The 23,145-nt window shown below is 70.4% G+C and carries 14 protein-coding genes, 3 pseudogenes and 1 riboswitch; of the genes and pseudogenes, 5 read left to right on the forward strand and 12 right to left on the reverse strand.

The genetic code is table 11. The annotated features are described in order from the left end of the window. Window positions 1-1,255 (reverse strand): annotated as a pseudogene (locus D474_RS29990) (hypothetical protein); the annotation flags it as partial. Between the two features lie 175 nt (window positions 1,256-1,430). Here D474_RS29990 and D474_RS0125020 point away from each other — a divergent pair. Both D474_RS0125020 and D474_RS0125025 read left to right on the forward strand, forming a co-directional pair. After that, window positions 1,431-2,189 carry a class I SAM-dependent methyltransferase gene (locus D474_RS0125020; protein WP_017616219.1) on the forward strand — a complete coding sequence of 253 codons (759 nt, stop codon included), beginning with the start codon at window positions 1,431-1,433 and terminating at the stop codon, window positions 2,187-2,189. Beyond that, window positions 2,186-2,950, forward strand: coding sequence for a class I SAM-dependent methyltransferase (locus D474_RS0125025; RefSeq protein ID WP_017616220.1), 765 nt, complete (start codon window positions 2,186-2,188; stop codon window positions 2,948-2,950). The genes D474_RS0125020 and D474_RS0125025 overlap by 4 nt, the downstream gene beginning before the upstream one ends. A 52-nt stretch (window positions 2,951-3,002) precedes the next feature. Here D474_RS0125025 and ligD read toward each other — a convergent pair whose 3' ends face one another. Further along, a complete protein-coding gene (ligD, locus tag D474_RS0125030; protein WP_017616221.1) occupies window positions 3,003-3,881 on the reverse strand; it encodes a non-homologous end-joining DNA ligase in 879 nt (292 codons plus the stop codon). Beyond that, window positions 3,878-5,365, reverse strand: a complete 1,488-nt coding sequence (locus D474_RS0125035; RefSeq protein ID WP_017616222.1) for an aldehyde dehydrogenase family protein — start codon at window positions 5,363-5,365, stop codon at window positions 3,878-3,880. The genes ligD and D474_RS0125035 overlap by 4 nt, the downstream gene beginning before the upstream one ends. Before the next feature lie 282 nt (window positions 5,366-5,647). Between D474_RS0125035 and D474_RS0125040 the strand changes: the two genes are divergently transcribed. Further along, on the forward strand, window positions 5,648-7,450 hold the full coding sequence (locus tag D474_RS0125040; protein ID WP_017616223.1) for a hypothetical protein: 1,803 nt from the start codon (window positions 5,648-5,650) through the stop codon (window positions 7,448-7,450). A 76-nt stretch (window positions 7,451-7,526) separates the two neighbouring features. On the opposite strand, the gene D474_RS0125045 is transcribed toward D474_RS0125040, so the two are convergent. The 9 genes and pseudogenes from D474_RS0125045 to D474_RS0125090 form a co-directional block, all read right to left on the reverse strand. Then, the gene (locus tag D474_RS0125045; RefSeq protein WP_017616224.1) at window positions 7,527-8,471 is read right to left on the reverse strand and encodes an electron transfer flavoprotein subunit alpha/FixB family protein; all 945 of its coding nucleotides are present in this window, start codon (window positions 8,469-8,471) and stop codon (window positions 7,527-7,529) included. A gap of 36 nt (window positions 8,472-8,507) precedes the next feature. Then, window positions 8,508-9,264, reverse strand: a pseudogene (locus D474_RS34155) (electron transfer flavoprotein subunit beta/FixA family protein). Window positions 9,265-9,685: 421 nt separating this feature from the next. Further along, window positions 9,686-10,900: a rhomboid family protein gene (locus D474_RS33700; protein WP_017616227.1), complete on the reverse strand. Its 1,215-nt coding sequence runs from the start codon at window positions 10,898-10,900 to the stop codon at window positions 9,686-9,688. A gap of 416 nt (window positions 10,901-11,316) precedes the next feature. After that, a pseudogene (locus D474_RS33705) lies at window positions 11,317-12,060 on the reverse strand (serine/threonine-protein kinase); the annotation flags it as partial. 307 nt (window positions 12,061-12,367) lie between these two features. After that, the gene (locus D474_RS0125070) at window positions 12,368-13,156 is read right to left on the reverse strand and encodes an enoyl-CoA hydratase/isomerase family protein (RefSeq protein ID WP_017616229.1); all 789 of its coding nucleotides are present in this window, start codon (window positions 13,154-13,156) and stop codon (window positions 12,368-12,370) included. 115 nt (window positions 13,157-13,271) lie between these two features. Then, window positions 13,272-14,051: an energy-coupling factor transporter transmembrane component T family protein gene (locus tag D474_RS0125075; protein WP_017616230.1), complete on the reverse strand. Its 780-nt coding sequence runs from the start codon at window positions 14,049-14,051 to the stop codon at window positions 13,272-13,274. After that, window positions 14,048-15,553: an ABC transporter ATP-binding protein gene (locus tag D474_RS0125080; RefSeq protein WP_017616231.1), complete on the reverse strand. Its 1,506-nt coding sequence runs from the start codon at window positions 15,551-15,553 to the stop codon at window positions 14,048-14,050. The genes D474_RS0125075 and D474_RS0125080 overlap by 4 nt, the downstream gene beginning before the upstream one ends. Before the next feature lie 3 nt (window positions 15,554-15,556). Beyond that, entirely contained in the window at window positions 15,557-16,165 is a 609-nt protein-coding gene (locus tag D474_RS0125085) for an ECF transporter S component (RefSeq protein ID WP_017616232.1), read from the reverse strand. 76 nt (window positions 16,166-16,241) lie between these two features. Beyond that, window positions 16,242-16,350: riboswitch (TPP riboswitch) on the reverse strand. Between the two features lie 99 nt (window positions 16,351-16,449). After that, on the reverse strand, window positions 16,450-18,576 hold the full coding sequence (locus D474_RS0125090; protein ID WP_040704443.1) for a transglycosylase domain-containing protein: 2,127 nt from the start codon (window positions 18,574-18,576) through the stop codon (window positions 16,450-16,452). Window positions 18,577-19,237: 661 nt separating this feature from the next. Here D474_RS0125090 and D474_RS0125095 point away from each other — a divergent pair. Both D474_RS0125095 and treS read left to right on the forward strand, forming a co-directional pair. Continuing rightward, window positions 19,238-21,208, forward strand: a complete 1,971-nt coding sequence (locus tag D474_RS0125095) for an alpha-1,4-glucan--maltose-1-phosphate maltosyltransferase (protein ID WP_017616234.1) — start codon at window positions 19,238-19,240, stop codon at window positions 21,206-21,208. Between the two features lie 91 nt (window positions 21,209-21,299). Next, window positions 21,300-23,144, forward strand: a complete 1,845-nt coding sequence (gene treS, locus D474_RS0125100) for a maltose alpha-D-glucosyltransferase (RefSeq protein ID WP_017616235.1) — start codon at window positions 21,300-21,302, stop codon at window positions 23,142-23,144. Window position 23,145: the final 1 nt, after the last annotated feature.

Below are 23,145 nucleotides of genomic sequence, written 5' to 3' on the forward strand. Positions count from 1 at the left end.
CGTGTGTGGGCAGGAACGCCAGCGCCAGGCACAGGGCGAAGACCATGGCTGCGTCGGCGACGTAACGGGGGTCGGCGGCGACCACGTCCTGGAACCGGGCGCGTGCGATGACCGTCGGCAGCACGTCCACGACCACCACGTATCCGATCAGCAGCACCCAGGCCCGCCACGCCCGCCGCCGCATCCGAACGCTGACCAGCACGATCACCGCGAGCACCACCCAGGAGGCCAGAACGACCCACCCGCGCGGGTCGACGAGCCCGCCGGTCGGGGTGACCGGCCCCCACTCCAGGGGCCCGCCCAGGGCGCCCACGGGGAAGACCTCGGTGACCAGGCCGCGCGCGATCGCCCACGCGGAGTCGCTCTCGGGCACCCCGGCCCCGTCGGTGTTCTCCGCCGAAACCATCCGCCCCACGTACAGGACGGCATAGGCCGCGAACAGTCCCGCCATGGTCGCCCAGTAGGGCCGGTGCAGTTCCCACGCCCGGCGCACCGACACCAGCAGCCCGCCCGGGTACAGGTAGGTGACCGCGACGGCGAACACGAGCACCGGCAGGAACATCGCCTTGACGGTGAAGAGCATCCCGAACACGATGGCGCCGACCGCCAGCCACGCCGCTCGGGGTTCACCGGTGCGCAGGTGGCGCACGGTCCACAGCAGCGCGAGGGCCAGGGCGAGTTGGAACGGCACCGCGTTGAGCGCCGCGGACCACCAGGCGAGCACCGGAACCGTGAGCGGCGCGAGCGCGAACACGGTCAGCGGCACCAGCAACGCCCACCGGCGTCCGAACAGCTCCCACAGGAGCCTCAGGAACGCCAGGTACGCCGCTGCCTGCACCACGAACATCACGCCCGCGCTGAGCCACCACTGGTAGGGCAGGAACACCGTCTGGAAGTAGACGAGGAACAGCGCCCCCGGCATGAGGTGGCCCTTGTGCAGGTCGAAGAGGTGGTCGGGGCTGAGCTCCTCGGCGTCGGCGGCCGCGAAGAACAGGTAGTCGTCCTCGACGAAGTGCGACTGGGTGAGCACGTACGCGCGAACCAGCAGCGACACTGCGACGACCGCCAGGCACGCGAGGAACACCCGGTCCCGCATCAGCCGACGCAGCTCCGCGACGCCCGTGCGCAGGAGTTCACCGAAGGAGGGGCCCTCCCCGTCGGGCTCCTCGACCGGGCGGCGTACCCTGAGGGCGCCTTCACCGGCTGCGTCGCCCTGTGCCTGCCTGCCCTCGCGGGCGTCGGAGTCGGGCTCCATGGAGTTCTCTCCCCGCACTGTATTGGCCATCCCGGAAAAGGGGTGCCAGAATACAACACGTTCCACTTTCTTCCTCGACCGTTATCGCAGGTCCACACTGACCGCGCGTGCAGAACAGGAACACGCTCCAACGACGCGTGTCCGGCTGGGGTCGTGCAACCGTGGGGGTGATGCCGTGGGGCTCGAACAGGTCCGGCGCGACTGGACCCGCCTGGGGGCCACCGAGCCGCTGTGGGCGGTGTGCGTGGATCCCGAGAAGCGGGACGGCGGCTGGGACGACGACGAGTTCCTGGCCTCCGGGCGCGCGGAGATCGCCCCGTCCGTATCGCGCATGCGCGACCTGGGAGTGCACCCGGGCGGCGGCAGGGTCCTGGACTTCGGGTGCGGCGCCGGGCGGCTCTCCAACGCCCTGGCCGCGCACTTCGACGAGGTCGTGGGCGTGGACATCTCCGAGCCGATGCTGGCCGAGGCGGAGCGCCTGGACCGTTCGGGCGGGCGCATCACGTTCGAGCTGAACGAGCGCCCCGACCTGTCCCGGTTCGAGGACGACAGCTTCGACCTGGTCTACACCGACCTCGTGCTGCAGCACCTGCCGCCGGAGCTGGCCGAGGGGTACGTGCGCGAGTTCGCGCGGGTGACCCGGCCGGGCGGCGTGCTGGTGCTGGGCGTGCCCGAGCGGGTGCGCGCGACCTTCAAGGGCCTGGTGTTCCGGTTCCTGCCGTGGCCGCTGGTGGCGCTGGCCCAGAAGGTGATCCTGCGGTACCCGGCGCCGATGCGGATGCACGTCCTGCCCGCCGCGCGCCTGGCCGAGATCCTCCCGGACTCGCGCATCGCCGGCTCCGACCCGTACTGGGGCGGGGACCACTGGCAGCACCTGCGCCACTACATCGTGGTCGGCCCCGAGACCGGCGCGGACACGGAGGCCCAGGCATGACCACCGGAACCCGCTCCGAGGAGCTCGTGCCGTTCCGCGCCACGCTCGGGCGCTCCGTCGGGCTGTTCTCGGCCTTCCGCAAGGAGCAGACCGACCCCGCGTTCTTCTACGGCAAGCTCGCCCGAGACACCGTCGACCAGCTGCGTTCCTACACCCCGTTGGACGGGCGCACGGTCGTGGACGTGGGCGGCGGGCCAGGGTACTTCGCCGACGCGCTGCGGGACTCCGGTGCGCGCTGCGTGTGTGTGGACGCCGACGCACACGAGATGCGGCTGCACGGGCGTTCCGCGGACATGAACGGGGTGCAGGGAAGCGCGCTGGACCTGCCGATGCGTGACGGGTCGGTGGACGTGTGCCTGTCCTCCAACGTGCTCGAGCACGTACCCGACCGCCGGCGGATGGCGGACGAGATGGTGCGCGTGACCCGGCCCGGCGGCCTCGTGTACCTGTCGTACACGCTGTGGCTGTCGCCGTGGGGCGGGCACGAGACCTCGCCCTGGCACTACCTGGGCGGTTCCTACGCGGCCGAGCGGTTCGCGCGCAAGCACGGCCGGCGCCCCAAGAACGACTTCGGGCGGACCATGTACGCGGCGCACGCCAAGGAGATGCTGCGCTGGGCGCGCTCGCACCCGGACGCAGAACCGGTCGACATCCGGCCGCGGTACCTGCCCACGTGGATGAAGCCGATCGTGCACGTGCCGTTCCTGCGCGAGGTCGTCACGTGGAACCTGCTGCTGGTTCTGCGCAAGCGCGAACGCTGATCCGCGCCGGCCCGCATGTCTGCGCGAGTCACCTGCACATACCGGGGGTCCCTCACCCCAAAGCGCGTACAGCTTTCTTCGGCGAGCGCGCATGCCGGCCCATCCCTTGGAAGGGGCACTCGCTCCGCTCGTCGGCGATGGTGAAGTCCGCGGCGGTCTCCAACCGGTCCAGCTCCGCCCACGTCACGGGCGTGGCCACCGGCGCGCCGGGCCGGGCCCGCACCGCGTAGGGCGCCACGGCCAACTGCTCCCGACCGTTGCGCAAGTAGTCCACGAACAGGCGCCCCCGGCGGGCGTCCTTGCGGAACTCGGTGGTCAGGTCGTCCGGCCGCCCCGCCGCGATGCGTTCGGCGACGGCCTTGGCCAGGTCGCGCACCTCCTGGTCCTCCAGTTCCGGCCGCAGCGGCGAGTGCACGTGGAGCCCGCGTGAGCCCGTGGTCATGACGTAGGCGGCCAGCCCCAGGACCTCCAGCACTTCCCGCGCCTCGTACGCGGCGGTACGGCAGGCGTCGAAAGCCTCCGCCGGGTCCCTGCCGGGCGGGTCGAGGTCCAGGATCATCCGGTCGGGCCGCCCCAGGTTCGGTTCGCGCGAGAGCCACACGTGCTGGGTGAGGGCGGCCTGGTCGGCACACCACACGAGCGCGGCGGCGTCCTGGCACAGGATCATCCGGCCGCCGCTGGTGCCCACCTGCCGCACCCAGTCGGGCGCGTGCGGGTGTTTGACGTAGAACCGCTCGCCGTCGATACCGTCCGGCAGGCGTTCCAGCGCCACCGGCCGACCGCGCACCTGCGGCACCATGAGCGGGGCCACACGTGCGAAGTACCGGGCCAGGTCGAGCTTGGTCGCCCCGCCCTCCCCGAACATCGTCTTGTCCGGGCGCTTGACCGGAACCTCGCGCCGTCCCACCCGCACCTGGACGACGGGGGTCATTCGTCCACCCCGAAGGGCAGGTCACGGGTGGTGTGCTGCACGCTCACCCAGTGGTCGGTGGTGAAGTCCTCGATCGCCCACACACCGCCGAACCGGCCCACACCGGAGTCCTTCTCCCCGCCGAAGGCCGTGTTGGGCTCGTCGTTGACGGTGGTGTCGTTGACGTGGGTCATGCCGGCCTCCACCCTCCGCGCGAAGTTCACCCCGCGTTCGACGTCCTCGGTGAACACGGCGCTGGAGAGCCCGTAGTCGGTGTCATTGGCGATGTGCAGCGCCTCTTCCTCGCTCTCGGCCCGCACGATCGTGGCGACCGGACCGAAGACCTCCTCCGCCGCCGTCGCGACGTCGTTGCCGCCCACCAGCACGTGCGGCGGCAGCACCCGTCCCGCGGGGCCCGACGGGTCGCCCGAGACGAGGAGCTCGGCGCCGTCGCCAACCGCCCTGGAGATCAGGTCGCGTGCGTGCTCCAGCTGGCTGTCGTTGATGATCGGCCCGATCTGGGTGTCGGTTCCCGCGGGGTCGCCGGTGCGCAGTTCCTGGGCGCGTTCGCGGACCCGCTCGACGATCTCGTCGTACACCCGCGCCTGGGCCACGACGCGGTTGGTGGACATGCAGATCTGGCCCTGGTGGTAGAAGGAACCGAAGACGGCGGCGTCGGCCGCGCGGTCGAGGTCGGCGTCGTCGAGGATCACCAGGGGCCCGTTCCCGCCCAGCTCCAGCGCGTGGTTCTTCAACGGCGACTGCGCGGCGATGTGGCTGCCCACGCCGGTCGATCCGGTGAAGGAGATGAGCGAGGGCACACGGCTGGTGACCAGTGCGTCGCCGATGCGGCTACCCTTGCCGATGACGACGTTGAGCACCCCGGGCGGGAGTCCGGCCTCCTCGTAGATGCGCGCGAGCAGAAGCCCGCCGGTGACCGGGGAGTCCTCGGCCGGTTTGAGCACGACCGCGTTGCCCAGGGCTATCGCGGGCGCGATGGTGCGGTGCGACAGCTGCATCGGGAAGTTCCAGGGGGTGATGGCCCCGACCACGCCGACCGGTTCGCGGTAGACACGGTTCTCCTTGCCCGGGGTGACGCCCGGGAGGATCCACCCGGACACACGGGTGGCGTGGTTGATGACCTCGATCATCCCGGCGCGCACGAGCGACCATTCGAACTCGGCGCGCTGCCGTACCGCCCCGATCTCGTGCACGAGCCATTCGACGATCTCGTCGCGGCGCCGGTCCATGACCTCCAGGGCGCGCAGGAACAGGGCGGAGCGTTCGACGGCGGGAGTGGCGGCCCATTGTTTCTGCGCGGCGGCCGCGGCCCGGTAGGCGCTCTCGACGTCGTCGGCGTCGGCGAGGCGGATCCGGGTGAGCGGGGTGTCGTCGTAGGGGTTGCGGTCCTGGTATTCGGCGTCGGAGGAGCCGGTCCACTGCCGCCCGCCGATCGACATCGCGTCGAAGCCTCCGTAGGGCTCCGGTGCGTGTGCGTCGCTCATGGTGCCTCCCGAACGAGGGTCCGTGGGCTCCACCGTGCCCGGACCCCGCACAGGAAAAACGACACTCAGTATTGAATCACCACAAAGCCGACAGAAGTTCGGGCACACCGACGGAACCCGGGTGAACACGAGGACCACGACCGCTCCGACAGGCAGGTACCGGACCACCGGGCGGTCCCCCGGCCTCGCGTGTACCTGAACACCCCCAGCGGGCATCGGCGACCGTGCCTAACCTGAGGGGACCCACGGGAACATGCCTGGCCCTCACCCCCAGGAGGCCCCTTGCCACCTGACCACCCCGCCGAGGAACCCGCACACCACGACGACCTCGAACCGGCGGCCGGCTCGGCGTCCGGACCGGCGCTCGCCGTCCTCGCACGGGTGGCGGCCTGGTGGCTCGTCCGCCTCGCCGCACCCCTCGGCGTGCTGTGGGTCCTGTGGCGTGTACTGCCGCCGACCGTCACGGTGCCCGCCGCCGTCGCCCTCCTCCTGATCTCGGCCGCCCTCCTCGCCCCGGGCGACCTGCGCAAACGCCCCGTGGCAGCACCTGGAGCGCTCGTCGTGGCCTGGGACCTCGTCCTGCTCGCCACCGTGACGACCCTGTGGACCGTGCAGGCCCATCCCCACGGCCTCGCCCTCACCGCGGTCGTGCCCGTCCTGCTCGGCCTGGGCGTGCGCCTGCGCACCTGGTCGGACCTCACCGCCCCTCCGTCCCACACCCCCGGAGCCCGCGTCCCCCTGCGGGCCGGCGCCCTCGCTCTCGCCGCCGTACTCGCGCTCGCGGTCCTCAGCCCCCTGTACCGCGACGGGCCCGCACACGCCCTCGAGTGCTCGGCCCTGGCCTCCGCGCCCGGGGGCGGCCAGGTCTGGGACGACGCCGAGGTCCTCGAAGGCGCACCGCCGCAGGACCACCCCGCGCTCGGCGAAGCGCTCTGGCGTTCCGACCGGCAGGAGACCCTCACCGGCGGCCACGGCGACACCGTCACCATGATCCGGTCCTCGTCCGACGAGGAAGGTCTCGCCGTCCGCGCCGCCGACGACGGCCGGGTCCTGTGGCACGTCGACGCCGACCGGATCGCCTCCGACACGTCCCGGGCCCAGGTCCGCACCGACCGGGTCCACCAGGTCGGCGGCACCGTGGTCGCCGGGTTCCACGGGACCGGGGAGACGGCGATGGGCGAGCCGAAGACCCGCACCGTCGGCTACGACGCCGCGACCGGCCGGATGCAGTGGTGCGCGTCCGGCCTGTGGGAGCTCACCGCCGACGTCGAGGAGACCGAGCGCTTCGCCGCACGCAGGGACGGCCCGTACTCGTCCTGGTCCTTGTACGCGGCCACCGATGGTTCCGAGGTCGCCCGTCTGCCCGCCGACGGTGACACCGACCAGCCCGACCACGACAACCTGGGGAGCCGCGCCCACATGTCCGGCGGCCGGGTCACGGTCCACACGGTGCAGGGGTTCACCACCTACGACCTCGCCACCGCCGAACCCGTCACCGCCGCGGTCGACCTCACGGACCGCTTCGACCTCCGTCCCGTCCAGGACGTCACCCACGTCGACGACGTCACCGTGGCCGCGTTCGCGGAGTCCGACGACCACGACGGCCCCGAACGCGGCCACGAACGCCATGGCGTCGCCGCCTACGGCCCCGGCGGCGAGTACCTGTGGGACAGCTTCGGCACCGGCCCCCTGGAGGAGGGCGAACCCCTGGTCGGCAGCGGGTTCGGGGCGTGCGACGAGCCGGAAGGGGAGCCCCGCTACCTCGGGTTCGACGGGCACTTCCTCGCCCTGGACACCCCCGGCAACGACCGAAGGGTCGCCGGGGTCCGCGCCGCCGACGGCACGGTCACGTGGTTGAGCGGGGACCAGCACTCCTTCGCCGACTGCTCCTGGGAGCAGCGCGTGATCGACGGGGACCTGGTCGCCGACACCGGTGACACCGTCGGCGCCGACGGACCGGTCACCGGCCCCCTGGGCCACCCCGACTCCACCCAGGACCACATCACGGTGCTCATGTTCGCCGGCAACGGCACCGCCACCGGCCACCCGCCCACCTCACCCGTGGTCTTCCACGCGCTCCCCTAAGGCCTGGCCCGCACACACGACGGCGCCCGGCCGAACGTGTCGACCGGGCGCCGTCGCAGGAATCAGGCCATGCGCATCACTTGCGCTTGTTGATCTCCTCGGTGAGCTGCGGAGCGACCGTGTGCAGGTCGCCCACGACGCCGAAGTCGGCGAGCTCGAAGATCGGGGCCTCGGGGTCCTTGTTGACCGCGATGATGTTCTTCGCGGTCTGCATGCCCGCGCGGTGCTGGATCGCACCGGAGATGCCCAGGGCGATGTACAGGTTCGGGCTGACCGTCTTACCGGTCTGGCCGACCTGGAACTGGTTCGGGTACCAGCCGGAGTCGACGACGGCGCGGGAGGCACCGACGGCGGCACCGAGGGTGTCGGCCAGCTGTTCCACGACGTCGAACTTGCCCTCGCCGACACCACGGCCACCGGAGACGACGACCGCGGCCTCGGTGAGCTCGGGGCGCTCGCCCTGCTCCTCGACGACGCGCTCGACGACCTTGGCACCCTTGGCGGCGTCGGGCAGGTCGACCGAGACGGCCTCCTCGGCGCCGGCGCCGGAGGCGGCCTCCGGGACGAACGAGTTCGGGCGGACCGCGACGACCGGGACACCGGTCTTGACGCGGCCGTGCGTGACGGTGGCGCCACCGAAGATGCTGTGCTCGGTGACGACCTCGGAGTTGACGTCGACGACGTCGGTCAGCACGCCGGAGCCGAGCTTCACGGCGGCGCGGCCGGCGATCTCCTTGTTCCCGGCAGTGGCCGAGACCAGGATCGCGGCGGCGCCCTTGTCCTGCGCGAGCTCGGCGAGCAGCTGGGCGGTCGGAGCGACGACGTAGTCGTTCAGCTCGGCCGGGGCCGTGTAGACCTTCTCGGCACCGAACTCGGCCAGAGCGGCCTTGCCGTTCTCGGCGCCGTCGCCGACCCACACCGCGGAGGGCTCGCCGATGCGGCGGGCCGCGGTGAGCAGCTCCGTGGTGACCTTCTTGACCTCTCCGTCGACGTGGTCGACGAGGACGAGGACCTCAGCCATAATCCTTGAACCCTTACCTTTCGTCTCTCGCCTGACCTACACGAACTTCTTCTCGGCGAGGAAGTCGGCGGCCTTGGTGCCGCCGTCGCCCTCGTCCTTGACGATCGTGCCCGCGGCGCGCGGCGGCGCGGCGGCGAAGTCCACGGTCTCGGTGGTGGCGTTGGCCAGCCCGATCCTGTCGGTCTCGATACCGACGTCCGCGGCGGTCTTCTCGTCCACAGGCTTCTTCTTGGCCTGCATGATGAGCTTGAAGGAGGGGTAGCGCGGCTCGTTGATCTTCTCCACGACGGAGACGACGGCCGGCAGCTGCGCCTCGACGACGTCGTGGCNTGATGGCGCTGCCGTCGACGTCGACCTTGCCCGCGAGGGTGAGCTGCGGAACGCCGAGGTACTCGGAGAGTGCGGCACCGACGACGCCGGTACGGGCGTCGGTGGACTCGGAGCCGAGGACGACGACGTCGTACTCGATGCTGCCCAGGACCTTGGAGAGGGCGTAGGCGGTCTGCAGGGCGTCGGAGCCGTGCAGCGCGTCGTCCTTCAGCCAGACGGCCTTGTCCGCGCCCATGGAGAGGGCCTTGCGGATGGAGTCCTTGGCCTTGTCCGGCCCCATCGTCAGCACGGTGACCTCACCGCCGTGCTTCTCCTTGAGCAGGAGCGCCTCTTCGACGGCGTACTCGTCCAGCTCGTTGATGACACCGTCGGACGCTGCGCGGTCGAGCGTGTTGTCCTCGGCGTTCAGCTTCCGCTCGGTCGCCGTGTCCGGGACCTGCTTGACCAATACGACAATATTCATGGCCGGTGGCCGACCTCCCTGCACTCCCATGATCCGCCGTCCGGCGGACGGGCGCTGGCGCGCCCCGTACTGCCAACAATGCCGAATGCCGTTCGGCCATCCGACGGCGGGTCCGGTATTCACGTCAATGCCGGTCCCGCGGTGTGCTCTACCCAGATGTTACTGGCTAGTAGCCAGGAGGCCAAGCCGACCCCCGCTCGTACTTAGGAAACCCTAACCAGAGTGGCTCCACAGGATGCCAGAGAGCCGCCCGCGCCCGGGCGTCCAGCCCCCTGCGACCCCGGCCCGCCGGAACCGCTCCGTCCACACTAGTCGGCGCTCTGCGGGCCGCATCGGTGCATCCACCTGCCGGTGACCCAGCACACGACAACGGCCCGGCCGGACACCGAGGTCCGACCGGGCCGCACACCCTTCGTCCGGGTCAGGAGAACCAGTCGGAGGGACCGCCGAAGGGCACCCAGTCGGGCGCCGAACCCAGGCCCATCGACAGGATCAGCATCGTGAGCAGGCAGATGCCCACGACCACCCCGATGTACAGGTAGATGCTGTGGAAGCGCACCCGCTCGACCAGCCACACGGCCTGGTGGCGGGCCTCCCGACCGCTCGGCATGATGTAGCCGAGCAGCACCATGACGAAGATCGCGAACCCGCCGGTGTAGTTCGCGCCCTCACCGCCGGTGTCCACGAAGGCCGAGTAGACCATGCCGACGAGGATCCCGCCGACGAGGTAGACCGCGCCGAACCCGATCGTGCGCACCAGCATCCGGCCGAGCGCCCACGGGAAGCTCAACACCACCATCATCGTGTCCGAGTTGCTCGGCCCGCGCCGCTGCAGGCGCCGCGCGTGCTCGGCCTTGACCACGTCCAGCGCGGACAGGCCGGCGATGACCAGCACCCCCAGCAGCAGACCGAACCACGGGAACCACAGGGCCACGCCGGCGAGCATGAACATGACCGGCACGAGAACCAGCGGATGCATCCGCCAGGCCTCGTACTCCTCGTCGTCCTCGTCGTCGTAGTAGTACTCGTCGTACTCCTCGGCCTCGGTGCCGTCACCGCGGAAGTAGTCGCCGAAACGGTCCTTGCTGCCCTTGCGGAAGCGCCCCAGCAGCCCGCCGCTGCCCTCCTGGAAGTCCTCCTCGTCGAACTCCTGCGTCTGATGCGGGCGCTCCTGCCCCACCGGGGTGAGGATGTCGCGGAACTCCTCCGGGCGCAGCGTCGAGTTGAAGAACTGCGTCTGCGGGGTGTCGTTGCCCGGCGCCTGCGGCGGCGCCTGGGGCTGCCCCTGCTGAGGGCCGGCCATCGAGCTCTGCGGATCGCCCGCGCCCGGGACCTGGCTCGGGTCCACCCGCATGGTGCTCTGCGGGCCGCTCTCCTGCGGGGCCTGCGCAGGGTCGAAGCGCATCGTGCCCTGCGGGTCCTCCTGCTGAGAACTCTGCGGCGCGATGCGCTCGGTGCCCCGGCCGCCGCGCAGGTCGTCGGTGGCCTCGTCGTCCGAGTTCCAACCGCCCGAGGCCGCCTGGTGCAGGTCGTCGGTCGCCTCGTCGTCCGAGTTCCAACCGGCCGAAGCGGCCTCGTGGAGGTCGTCGGTCGCCTCGTCGTCGGCGTTCGGGCCGCCGGATGCGGCCTGGTGCACCTCGCCCTCGGGCTCCTGGGGTACACCCCAACCGCCCGTGGCGGGAAAGTGCGACTGCTGTGCCCCGCTGCCCCACCCGGCGGAGGCGGCGTGGGAGGACTGCGGAGCCGACGGCGAGGCCCAGGCGCTCTGGGCCGGGTTGGCGCCGCTGCTGGTGTGCGGAGGGCCCCAGCCCTGGCTCCCTCCGAGCTGGTTGGCCAGGTAGGCCCCGGCCGCGCCCCCGGCGGCCGCACCGCCTGCAGCAGCCGCGGNGATGGGGGTTCCTGCTGCTGCCCCTGCACGGTGTGGTTGCCGGTCACCCCGGTGGGACGGCCCGCGTCCTCGGTCCAGGGCAGGTCGAGGTTGAGCCGACTCGTCTCCTGGACCAACTGGGCCGCGCTCGGACGGTTACGCATCTCACGGGACACGGCGCGGGTGACGATCGGACGCAGCGCCTCGTGCATCCCGTCCATGTCGATCTCGCCGTTGAGGATGCGGAAGAAGATGACCTCGAACGACCCCGCACCGTAGGGCGGACGCCCGGTCGAGGCGAAGGCCACGGTGCCGCCCCAGGCGTGCACGTCGGTGGCCGAACCCAGGTCCGTGCCCTCGATGACCTCCGGCGACAGGTAACTGGGCGTGCCCACGAACGTTCCGGTCTGCGTCAGCTTGGCACCGTCGACCGCGTGGGCGATACCGAAGTCGATGACGATCGGCTCGCCGTTGGAGATGATGACGTTGCCGGGTTTGAGGTCGCGGTGGATCACGTCGACGGCGTGGATGTCCTTGATCGCCCGGGCCATGCCGGTCACGAACCGGGTCAGCGCACGCCCGCGCAGCGGACCGTGGTCAGTCACCGTCGAGTCCAGGGTCGGACCGGGGATGTATTCGGTGACCACCCACGGGAGCTCGGCCTGGGTGTCCGCGTCGATCACCTCGGCCACGTTCGGGCTGTGCACGCGGCGCATCGTCTCGACCTCGCGCGCGAGCCGGGCGCGCGCGATCTGGTCCCCCGCCACCTCGGGCTTGAGGACCTTCACGGCCACGAACTGGTTGGTCCGGGGATCCTCGGCCTGGTACACCACTCCCATGCCGCCCTGCCCGATGCGGCGGCGGATGGTGTAGTGGCCGATGCGCTCCGGCAGCTCCTCGCCCGTGGGGAAACCTGCCGACATTGACATCGAGAACTCATCCCCTCAAAAGACCGCATACCACCACGTCCAGCTTATCGGCCGGGGGATGGGTCCAACATTGGCTTCGTGTGGCCCGTCTTGTGCCCGCATGACTCGTTGTGTGCGCCGCGGGGGGTTCGGGGGTCCGAGCGGCCCGTCCGCGTGGGCTGACCACCACGAGTATGACGGAAAAAACGGCGTGGCGGTTCCCTCCGACGGTACCGCGCAGGCGCCCCGCTGAGAGACCGGAGGACGGCGGAAGGGTGCCGTTGACCGCTTGCGGCCAACGGCACCCTCCTTCACGTGCTGCTTCGCCTCAGCGGCCCTGGAACTGCGCCTTTCCAGGGCCCTCTTCGACAAAGCTGCGCATCCCGGTCTTCTGGTCCTCGGTGGCGAAGAGAGAGGCGAACTGCACCCTCTCGACCTCGAGCCCCGTGGCCAGGTCGGTCTCCAGACCACGGTCGACGGACTCCTTCGCGGCGGCCAGCGCGACGGCCGGGCCCTGCGCGAGCGGGGCGACCTTGGCGACGGCGGCGGAGTACACCTCCTCGTCGACCACGACCTCGTCGACCAGCCCCATCCCGCGGGCCTCGTCGGCGCGCACGTGGCGGCCGGTGAAGATCAGGTCCTTGGCACGGGCCGGACCGATGAGGCGCGGAAGGCGCTGCGTTCCCCCGGCGCCGGGGATGACGCCAAGCTGGATCTCCGGTACGCCCAGCTTGGCCTTGGTTCCCACCACCCGGAAGTCGGCGGCCAGCGCCAGCTCCAGGCCGCCGCCGAGCGCGAAGCCGGTCACCGCGGCCACGACCGGCTTGGGGATGCGCTCCACGGCGTTGAGGGCCTCCTGCAGGTCGCGGGAGTACTCGCGCATCTGCACGGCGGTGTTGTCGGCCATCTCCTTGATGTCTGCGCCGGCGACGAAGACACGCTCGCCCCCGTACACGACCACTGCACGGACCGTGTCGTCGGCCGCCCCCCGGCGGGCCGCATCGGCGATCTCCGCGGTCAGGACGGCGTTGAGCGCGTTGACCTTGGGACGGTCCAGCCGGATGACGGCCACACCGGGGTGATCGGGGTCGGTCTCCACACGTACGAACTCGGCCACTGGCTCTTCCACCTGCTTCACTCGATGGTTCGGTTCCCGGTCTACCTATCACCCGGGTCGGGTCCGGAGCAGGACCGAGCCCTGTTTGGTGGATACCTTCCGTCGCGCAGCAGGATCACTTCATCTGCCAAACAGGGCTCAGGGTGCCCGCGCTGTGCGAGATGCCGTACGCGGCGGCGAGGAGCGCAGGGGCCGCGGCCACGAGCAGGGTGTCACGACGGCCCCACCGGCTGTGGCGGGCCCGCGTGCGCGGGCCGGTGCCGAATGCGCGCGCGTCCATGGCAGTGGCCAGCAGTGTTCCGGTGCGGACGGAGCGCACGAGCAGCGAGAACAGGCGGCCGAAGAACAGTGCCACGGCGCGGAACGGGTTGCCCCCGGCAGCGATGCCGCGCGCCCGGCGGGCGAAGGTGACCGAGCGCCACTGGTGGGCGAGCAACGGTACGAGGCGCAGGGCCGCCAGCACCCCCATCGCGGGGCGTTCGGGCACTTTGAGGCGTTGCACGAGCCCGTCGGACAGGTCGGTGGGATCGCTGCTGATGGCCACGAGCAGGCCGGGCAGGGCGATAGCGAGAACGCGCACCGCCGCGCCGAGTGCACCCTCGGCCCCCTGATCTCCGTAGAGGAGGTTGACCAGCAGAGTCGAGGAGCCCATGAGAAGGAAGGGCAGTCCGAGCACGAGCAGGGTGCGCCGATCCACGCCGCTGAAGGGCACCAGCACCACGGCTGCCGCGAGCACGACCCCTGCGGTGACGGGATCGGTGGCGGGGATCAGCCCGAAGGCCAGGACGAGCGCCGCCACGATCTTGGCGGCCGGGTTGAACCGCGACAGCCAGTGCGCGGCACCGGCGCCCTCGGACACGTCCAGGGTGAGGGTGTCGCCGCTGCGCGCGTTCACTCGGTCTTCCTCTCGTCGGTGTGCACGCCTGCCCCGCAGACCAGGAGACGACTGTCTGTGAAGTGGCGTTGCAGGAGCAGGTCGTGGGTGGCCATGAGAACCGCGCTGCCGGCCGTGCGCAGGCCCGCGAGCAGGTCCACCAGTTCGCGCCAGGTCCGGGTGTCCTGACCGAAGGTGGGCTCGTCCAGGGCCAGCACGTACGGGGTGTCCTCCGGCCCGGAACCGAGCGCGGTGGCCACCGACAACCGCCGTTTCTCCCCGCCGGACAGGGTGTAGGGGTGCACGTCGGCCAGGGTGTCCAGGCGCAGGCGCTGCAGGAGTTCGTCGACCCGGGCCTCGACCTGCATGGGCGGCAGCCCGGCTCGTCGCGGGCCGAATCGCAGCTCCTCGCGCACACTGGCGGTGACGAACTGGTCCTCGGCGTGCTGGAAGACGGTGCCCACGTGCTGGGCCAGGCGGCGTGCGGCCCAGCGGTCCAGCGGGCGGCTGTCGGCCTCGCTCAGGCGCCCGCGCGGGACCACGGCGCCGCGGTGCGGGCGGGCGAGTCCGGCGAGCAGGGTCAGCAGCGTGGACTTGCCCGACCCGTTGGTGCCGACCAGAGCGGTGGCGCTGCCCGAGCGGATCTCGGCGTCCACGTTCTCCAGCACGGTCCTGCGCCCTCCGCCTCGGACCCCGAGTCCGATGGGGGTCCGCGCGGTCACACCCTCGGCCGCGAGGACGGGCACGCCGCCCGGTGCGGGGGCGAGGGCCGGTGCGGGTTCACGTCCCGGGACCCACACCCCGCGCGCGGCCAGATCGGCTCCGTGACGGGCAAAGACCCGTGCGGGCGGACCGTCCGCGACGACCCCGCCGCCGGGTTCGAGCACAACGACACGGTCGACCAGGTCGGTGACCTCGGCGACGCGGTGCTCGACCAACACCAGGGTCGCCTCCGTGTCGGCCAGCAGCCGCTGCAGGACACCGCGCACGAGGGCGGCGCCCTCGGGGTCGAGGTTGGCGGTGGGCTCGTCCAGGAGCAGGAGCCGGGGCCGCATCGCCAGGGCGCCGGCCACGACCAGGCGCTGTTTCTCCCCGCCGGAGAGCGCCCCCGTGGAGTGGCGGAGACCGTAGGCGAACCCGACCGCCTCCAGGGCGTGGCTGACGCGCGGCCAGATCCGTTCGGGCTCTACGCCGAGGTTCTCCAGCCCGAAGGCCACGTCGTCGCCGGAGCGGGCCATGACCAACTGTGCGTCCGGGTCCTGGCTGACCAGCCCGACCAGGCCGCGCCCGCGGTCGGCGGGGCGGCCGTCGACCAGCAGGGTGCCCTCTTCCTCGCCGCTGATGGCTCCGTCCGGTCCGGTGAGCCCAGCCAGTGCGTGCAGGAGGGTGGATTTGCCGGCTCCGGAGGCGCCCAGGAGCAGGACCCGCTCCCCCGCGTCGATGCGCAGGTCCACACCCCGCAGAGCGTGTGCGGAACGGCCCGCGTGGCGCCACCCCCAGCCGGACAGGTTCACGTCGGCCATGGGTCAGCCCCTCGCGGAAGCGAACGGGGTCAGCGCCCCTGCGCGGGCCAGGGCGGTGGTCAGCAGACGCGCGCCGACACCGCCCACGAGGGCGGCGCTGAACAGCACGAGTCCGCCGTAGATCAGGTTGTGGCTCAGCTGCCAGGTCACGTGGTCGACCAGGGCGTCCCGGACCGCGGGGGTCAGTCCGGCGGCCGCGCCGGCGAGGATCGCAGCGCCCATGTTCCAGTACCGGTAGCGCAGGGCGAGGAAGACCAGCTCGGGGAGCAGCCCCTGGCCGAGGCCCATGAAGACCACGGTGACGCCCCCCTGGGCGCCCAGCATCATGGAGACGGCTGCGGCCGCCACGGAGGTCATCACGGTGGCTCCGGGTTTGCGGATCACGAGGCCGCCCAGCACGCCGGCGAGCATCCAGACCCCGTAGAAGAGGGCCTGGGCCGGCGGGAAGACGGCGAAGAGCGGGCCGGTGGCGGCCCACAGCAGTCCCCAGACCCAGAAGACGACGCCCATGGTCACACCGATGACGGCGGCCACGACGAGGTCCACAGTGCGCCAGGAACGGGCGAGTTCGAGCACCCCCGGGGTCGCCCCGGGGCGGGTGGCGGTATCCATACCGATCGGTTCCTCTCGTCGATCACGACGAGGGGCGGGCGTGCTGCCACGGCCGAGAGCGTTCCCGGATCGCACGGGAACGGGTCCCACGACTTCCTTCGCCGGCATGATCCGGATCAGGTGTGTAAGGGTCTGCGGCCGCCCGGCCGCACTCTCAGCGCTCTCGCGCTCCCCTGTCGGTTGCACCCAGTATGCGCCACCCCCACTCTCCCGGTGAGCCCTGGCCCCCGCACAAGACGGGAGGGGCGCCCCGGGATCCGGGGCGCCCCTCGTGTCGGGTCGGGTCAGTCGTCGCTGTCGTCGTCGGACGAGTTCGACGGCTCCGAGCTCGGGTTGCCGAACTTGCTCGGCGGTCCGGGGAACCCGTCGTCCGGGGTCACCTGCGCCGCCTCGCGCATGGTCTCCTGCCAGATCGGCCCGGGGATGTCACCGCCGTAGACCACCCCGAAGTTGCGGCCCCCGATGTTCACACCCTGCAGCGGGTACTGCTCACCGCCGCGTACGTCGCCCACGACCACCGCCGAGGACATGTGCCGCGTGTACCCGGCGAACCAGGCGTAGGCGGCGTTGTCGGTGGTGCCGGTCTTGCCGGCCGCGTTGGCCCCGATGTCCAGGCCGTCGGCGGTGCCGCCGTCGAAGGTCTGTTGGAGCAGGTGGTTGACCCCGTCGGCGACGTCACTGCTGATCGCGTTCTCCTCGCACTGGCTGTCGACCTCGATGTGCTCGCCCCCGTTTTCGGGGTCGCCGACGGTGATCCCGCGGACCGGGGTGGGCTCGCACAGGGCCCCGCGGGAGGCGAAGACGGCGTAGGAGTTGGCCACGGTCATCGGGGACACCTCCTGGTCGCCGAGCGTGAACGAGCTCCACACCCCCATGTCCTGGCCGTCGGAGCGGTGCACCCCCAGCCTCTCCGCCATCTCCGAGGTCTCACAGAGCCCGACCCGGCGCTGCAGCTGCGCGAAGTAGGTGTTCACCGAGCCCTTGGTCGCGCTGATCATGTTGTGGTCGCCCTCGTCGCTCTCGCCCGCGTTGCTGACGCTCCAGGGCGACATCCGTCCCCCGTCGCAGTTGGACAGGCCGCCCACCGAAACGCTCTCGGGCGAGTCGAAGCTGGTCCCGAAGCCGAGGCCGTCGTCCAGCGCCGCGGCGAGTGTGTAGGACTTGAACGTCGAGCCGGCCTGGAACCCACTCGATCCGCCCTGGTCCTGGTCGACGGCGAGGTTGATCGCGGTCGTCCCGGACTGCTCGTCGTCGAACCCGTACCGCAGGTTCTGCGCCAGGGCCCGGATCTGCCCGGTGCCGGGGTGCACGACGGCCTGCGCCGCGAACTTCGTGGTGTCGTCGGGCGGGACGTGGCGGTCGACAGCCTCCTGTGCGGCGTCCTGGGTGCGGCGGCTCATCCCGGTCTCCACGACGAGCCCGCCCTGGCCGATGAGTTCGCTGCGTTCCTCACCGGTGTTGCCGAGCACGTCGCTGGTGGAGAGCCAGTCCATGACGTACTGGCAGTAGTGCGGGTGCTCGCTCTCGGCGCAGCTGCCCGCACGCGGGGTGTGGTCGATCCCGAGGTCACCGCCGATGTACTCGTCGGCCTCCTCGGCGTCGAGGTGCCCGGTCGCGACCATGCGATCCAGGACGACGTCGCGCCGGTCCTCCGCGGCCTCGGGGTTCTCCAAGGGGTCGTAGTAGGTGGGGCTGCGCACGATCCCCACGATGGTGGCCGCCTGCCCGGGGTCGAGCTCGGCCGCGGTGGTGGAGAAGTAGCGCTTGGCGGCGACCTCGATGCCGTGCGCGCCCGCACCGAAGTAGGCGAGGTTGAGGTAGCCCTCGAGGATCTCGTCCTTGCTCAGGCGGTCCTCGAGCTCGACGGCCTGGCGCAGCTCGACGATCTTGCGGGTGATGTTTCGGGCGCTGGCGCGTTCCAGCTCCTCCTCGGTTTCGGCCTGTTCCATCAGCAGGTTCTTGACGTACTGCTGCGTGATGGTCGAGCCGCCCTGGGTGTCACCCTGCGCGGTACGCACGGCGGCGCGGAACAGGCCGCGCAGGTCCAACCCGCTGTGTTCGTAGAAACGGTCGTCCTCGATCGCCATCAGCGCGGCCGGCGCCCACGGGCTGACCTCGTCGAGCGGGACGTTCTCGCGCTCGCGTTCGGCGACCTCGCCGAAGGGATCGCCGTTGGTGTCGGTGAGCACGATGCGCTCGGAGAGCCGGGGAACCTCCAGGTCGTGCGGCATGTTCATGAAGGTCGCCGCGGCATCGCGTCCGACCAGTCCGAGACCGCCCACCCACGGCATGAGAAGCGCGGCGCTCAGGACCCCTGCCAGGGCTCCGAGCCCGGCCAACCGCAGGGTCTTCCTGCTCGTCTCCGTGTCGACTCTCTCACGTAGCGTGCGCTGGTCGTCCGACTCCTTCACGTCGCCCCCTACGAGGTCTGCGACCTGTCCCGTGTGTTCGACGGAGCAGGCACTCCGCACACCAGAGTTCCAGGAGCAACGCGAGAACAGAACGGTCATTTCGGGCGCGTCAGTGAAAATCTTCCCCAACGCGCCGCAAAGGCCACTGGCACATCATCCGAAACCCGGACATTGATTCCAGGGGAAACAACTGCGACACCGAGGGATGTCCGGAATTCGCGTCGGCCGCACAAGGCAGCATTCGGTCAGCCCTACCCACCGGAACGCGGCCGCCAACACGAATACGGAGCTTCCCGACTTTCCCCCACAGGCAACCCGAAAACAACCGGGGAGACACCTGAATCCACTGCACACTTATGCCCGGTTTGCGAGGTTTACCCAGGTGAAACCGTGCAAATACCAGCTTCACAGACGACCTCACAGTGTGATGAAGATCACAGAAATTATCCGGCCCCGATGCCCCGCCAATGGGCATGTGAGGGCCGACGATAGACAGCGGCGGGGACCGGAGNGGCGGGCACCGAAGTCGCAATCCGGACAGCTCCAGATGCGCGCAGCCAGCCACCCCGCCTCGCTTTCGCATTACCCGACCCATTTCCGCTTTCCGGAACCCAACGCGCATCCAGAAAACGCCCGAACCATGACAATTACGGTGTAGCCAGTGATCGGACGCCTGCCCATCCTCGACCTGTTCCCGACCAACGACCTGGGCCCGGTGAAAGCAGTTCCCGGAGAACGTTTCACCGTCGGCGCCACCGTCATCCGCGAGGGCCACGACTCCCTCGCAGCGGGCGTGGCCCTCTACTCTCCCGAGGGCCGACGCCGTTCCCTCGTCCGTATGCGCGAGACCCACCCCGGGACCGACCGGTTCGAGGCCGAGATCAGCCTCCCGAGCGAGGGATCCTGGTCCTTCGCGGTCGAGTCCTGGCACGATCCCTTCCTCACCTGGCGGCACGCCGCGGAGATCAAGGTCCCCCTCGGACAGGACACCGAGCTCGTCCTGGAAGAAGGGGCCCGCCTGCTCGCGCGCGCCGGCCGCCGCGTGCCCCGCGACCCGGTCCTGAACCGCGCGGCGAAAACGCTGCGCGACACTTCCCTCGACCCTGCCGAGCGCCTCGCCGCCGGCCTCGACGAGCACGTCGTCGCAGCGATGGAACGGTCTCCCCTGCGCGAACTCGTGACGCGCTCGCGCAAGGTGCGCGTGGCAGTGCACCGTGAGCGCGCCCTGTTCGGCTCCTGGTACGAGTTCTTCCCCCGCTCCGAGGGCGCCCAGGTCGACACCGTGCCCGGCGCGGAGCGCTCGGGCACCTTCGCCACCGCGGCCAAGCGCCTGCCCGCCGTCGCCGACATGGGTTTCGACGTGGTCTACCTGCCCCCGATCCACCCGGTCGGGGTCAGCAACCGCAAGGGCCCCAACAACACCCTCACCGCGGGACCGGGTGACCCCGGTTCCGTGTGGGCGATCGGCTCGGAGGAGGGCGGCCACGACGCCGTCCATCCCGATCTGGGCACCATCGACGACTTCGACGCGTTCGTGGCCGAGGCCCGCGAGCACGGCCTCGAGATCGCACTCGACCTCGCCCTGCAGTGCTCCCCCGACCACCCCTGGGTGGCCGAACACCCCGAGTGGTTCGTCCAGCGCGCGGACGGTTCCATCGCCTACGCCGAGAACCCGCCCAAGAAGTACCAGGACATCTACCCGCTGTGCTTCGACCGCGACTTCGAGGGTCTGTACGCGGAGATCCTGCGTGTGGTGCGGCACTGGATATCGCACGGGGTGCGCATCTTCCGCGTCGACAACCCCCACACCAAACCGGTCGTGTTCTGGGAGCGTCTGCTCGCCGACGTGGCAGCCACCGACCCCGACGTGCTGTTCCTGGCCGAGGCCTTCACCAGGCCCGCGATGATGCGCACGCTCGGCAAGGTCGGCTTCCACCAGTCCTACACCTACTTCACCTGGCGCAACGGCAAGGACGAGCTCACCGACCACCTCACCGAGCTCAGCCGGGAGAGCGCCCACCACCTGCGCCCCAACCTGTTCACCAACACACCCGACATCCTCCACTCCTATCTCCAGCACGGGGGCCGGCCCGCCTTCGAGGCCCGGGCGGTCATCGCCGCGCTGGCCTCGCCCACCTGGGGCGTCTACTCGGGGTTCGAGCTGTGCGAGAACACCCCGGTGCACCCCGGTAGCGAGGAGTACCTCGACTCGGAGAAGTACCAGTACAGGCCCCGGGACTGGGCGGCCGCCGAGGCTTCCGGGGAGACCATCGCACCCCTCCTGACCGCACTCAACCGGCTCCGTCGTGAGCACCCGGCCCTCCGGGAGCTGCGCAACCTGCGCTTCCACCACGTGGACCGACCCGAGCTCATCTGTTTCTCCAAGCACCGGCCCGGCGACGGGCCGGAAGACCCCGACGACGTCGTCATCGCCGTCGTCAACCTCGACCCGCACCACGCCCGCGAGGCGACGGTGCAGCTGGATCTGCCGTCCATCGGCCGCAACCGGGAGGAGGAGATCGAGGTGACCGACGAGCTGACCGGCCGCTCCTACACGTGGCGAGCGCACAACTACGTGCGGCTCGACCCGGCGACCGGGCCCGCTCACGTGTTCACCACCACCGGCAGATGAGGCCACCCGGGGTGCGCCGAACGGCAAGGACCCGTACGCCCCGGGGGACGCCCGTTGATCCGACGTCGAACATTTTGGTGGGGAGCAGTAGATGAGCAAAGACGCGCCCGGACCCGGCGATCACGCCGAACACGGTCCCCTGGCCCCGGCGACCGGGGCCGCCACCGGACCGCTGATGTCCTCCGGTGGTTCCAGCGATCCCTACTGGTACAAACACGCCGTCTTCTACGAGGTGCTCGCCCGGGGGTTCTTCGACTCCAACGGCGACGGCACCGGAGACCTTGCCGGGCTCACCCGGAAGCTCGACTATCTCCAGTGGTTGGGGATCGACTGCGTCTGGCTGCTGCCGATGTACGAGTCGCCGCTCAAGGACGGCGGCTACGACATCTCCGACTACTTCAAGATCCTTCCGGAGTTCGGCCGCACCTCCGACTTCGTGGAACTGCTGGACGAGGCGCACCGGCGCGGCATCCGCGTCATCACCGACCTGGTCATGAACCACACCAGCGACCAGCACCCGTGGTTCCAGGCCTCGCGCGAGGATCCTGAAGGACCGTACGGCGACTTCTACGTCTGGTCGGACACACCCGACCGCTACGAAGAGGCGCGGATCATCTTCGTGGACACCGAGACCTCCAACTGGACCTGGGACGAACAACGCGGCCAGTACTACTGGCACCGGTTCTTCTCCCACCAGCCCGACCTGAACTTCGAGAACCCGAAGGTGCAGGAGGCGATCCTGGAGGTCCTGCGCTACTGGCTGGACCTGGGGATCGACGGATTCCGGTTGGACGCGGTGCCCTACCTGTACGAGCGCGAGGGCACCAACTGCGAGAACCTCAAGGAGACGCACGAGTTCCTCAAACAGGTGCGCTCCGAGGTCGACCGCCTCTACCCCGACCGCGTGCTGTTGAGCGAAGCCAACCAGTGGCCCTCCGACGTCGTCGACTACTTCGGCGACCACGAGAGCGGCGGCGACGAGTGCCACATGAACTTCCACTTCCCGCTCATGCCGCGGATGTTCATGGCGGTGCGACAGGAGCAGCGGTTCCCGATCTCGGAGATCCTCGCGCAGACCCCGGAGATCCCGAGCAACTGCCAGTGGGCGATCTTCCTGCGCAACCACGACGAGCTGACCCTGGAGATGGTCACCGACGAAGAACGCGACTACATGTACGCGGAGTACGCCAAGGAACCCCGCATGCGGGCGAACGTCGGGATCCGCCGGCGCCTGGCTCCGCTGTTGGACAACGACCGCGACCAGATCGAGCTCTTCCACGCCCTGCTGCTGTCGCTGCCGGGCTCACCGATGCTCTACTACGGCGACGAGATCGGGATGGGCGACAACATCTGGCTGGGCGACCGCGACGCGGTACGCACACCGATGCAGTGGAGCTCGGACCGCAACGCCGGGTTCTCCAAGGGCGACCCGGGCCGCCTGTACCTGCCGTTGATCCTGGATCCGGTCTACGGGTACCAGGCGGTCAACGTCGAGGCGCAGGTCGAGAACCCGGGATCGTTGCTGAACTGGACGCGGCGGATGATCCAGATCCGCAAACGCCACCCGGTCTTCGGTACGGGTGCCTACACCGAACTCGACGCGACCAACCCGAGCGTGCTGGCCTTCCTCCGCGAGGACGGCGACGACCGGATGCTCTGCGTGAACAACCTGTCCAAGTACCCGCAGCCCGTCGAGCTCGACCTGTCCCGGCACGCCGGGGTGAGTCCGGTCGAGTGTGTGGGCGGGGTGCGTTTCCCCGAGATCGGACAGCTGCCGTACCTGCTGACCCTGCCGGGTCACGGGTTCTACTGGTTCCAGCTGCCGCCCCTCGTACCGGAGGACACCACGCGGGCTGAAGCCGGAGACCTGCCCAGTTACGGGCTCCCAGCGGCGGGGATCAGCGCGCGCAGTACCCAGGGAAGCGGGCCGATCTGAC

Source organism: Nocardiopsis salina YIM 90010 (assembly GCF_000341025.1).
Taxonomy (GTDB): domain Bacteria; phylum Actinomycetota; class Actinomycetes; order Streptosporangiales; family Streptosporangiaceae; genus Nocardiopsis; species Nocardiopsis salina.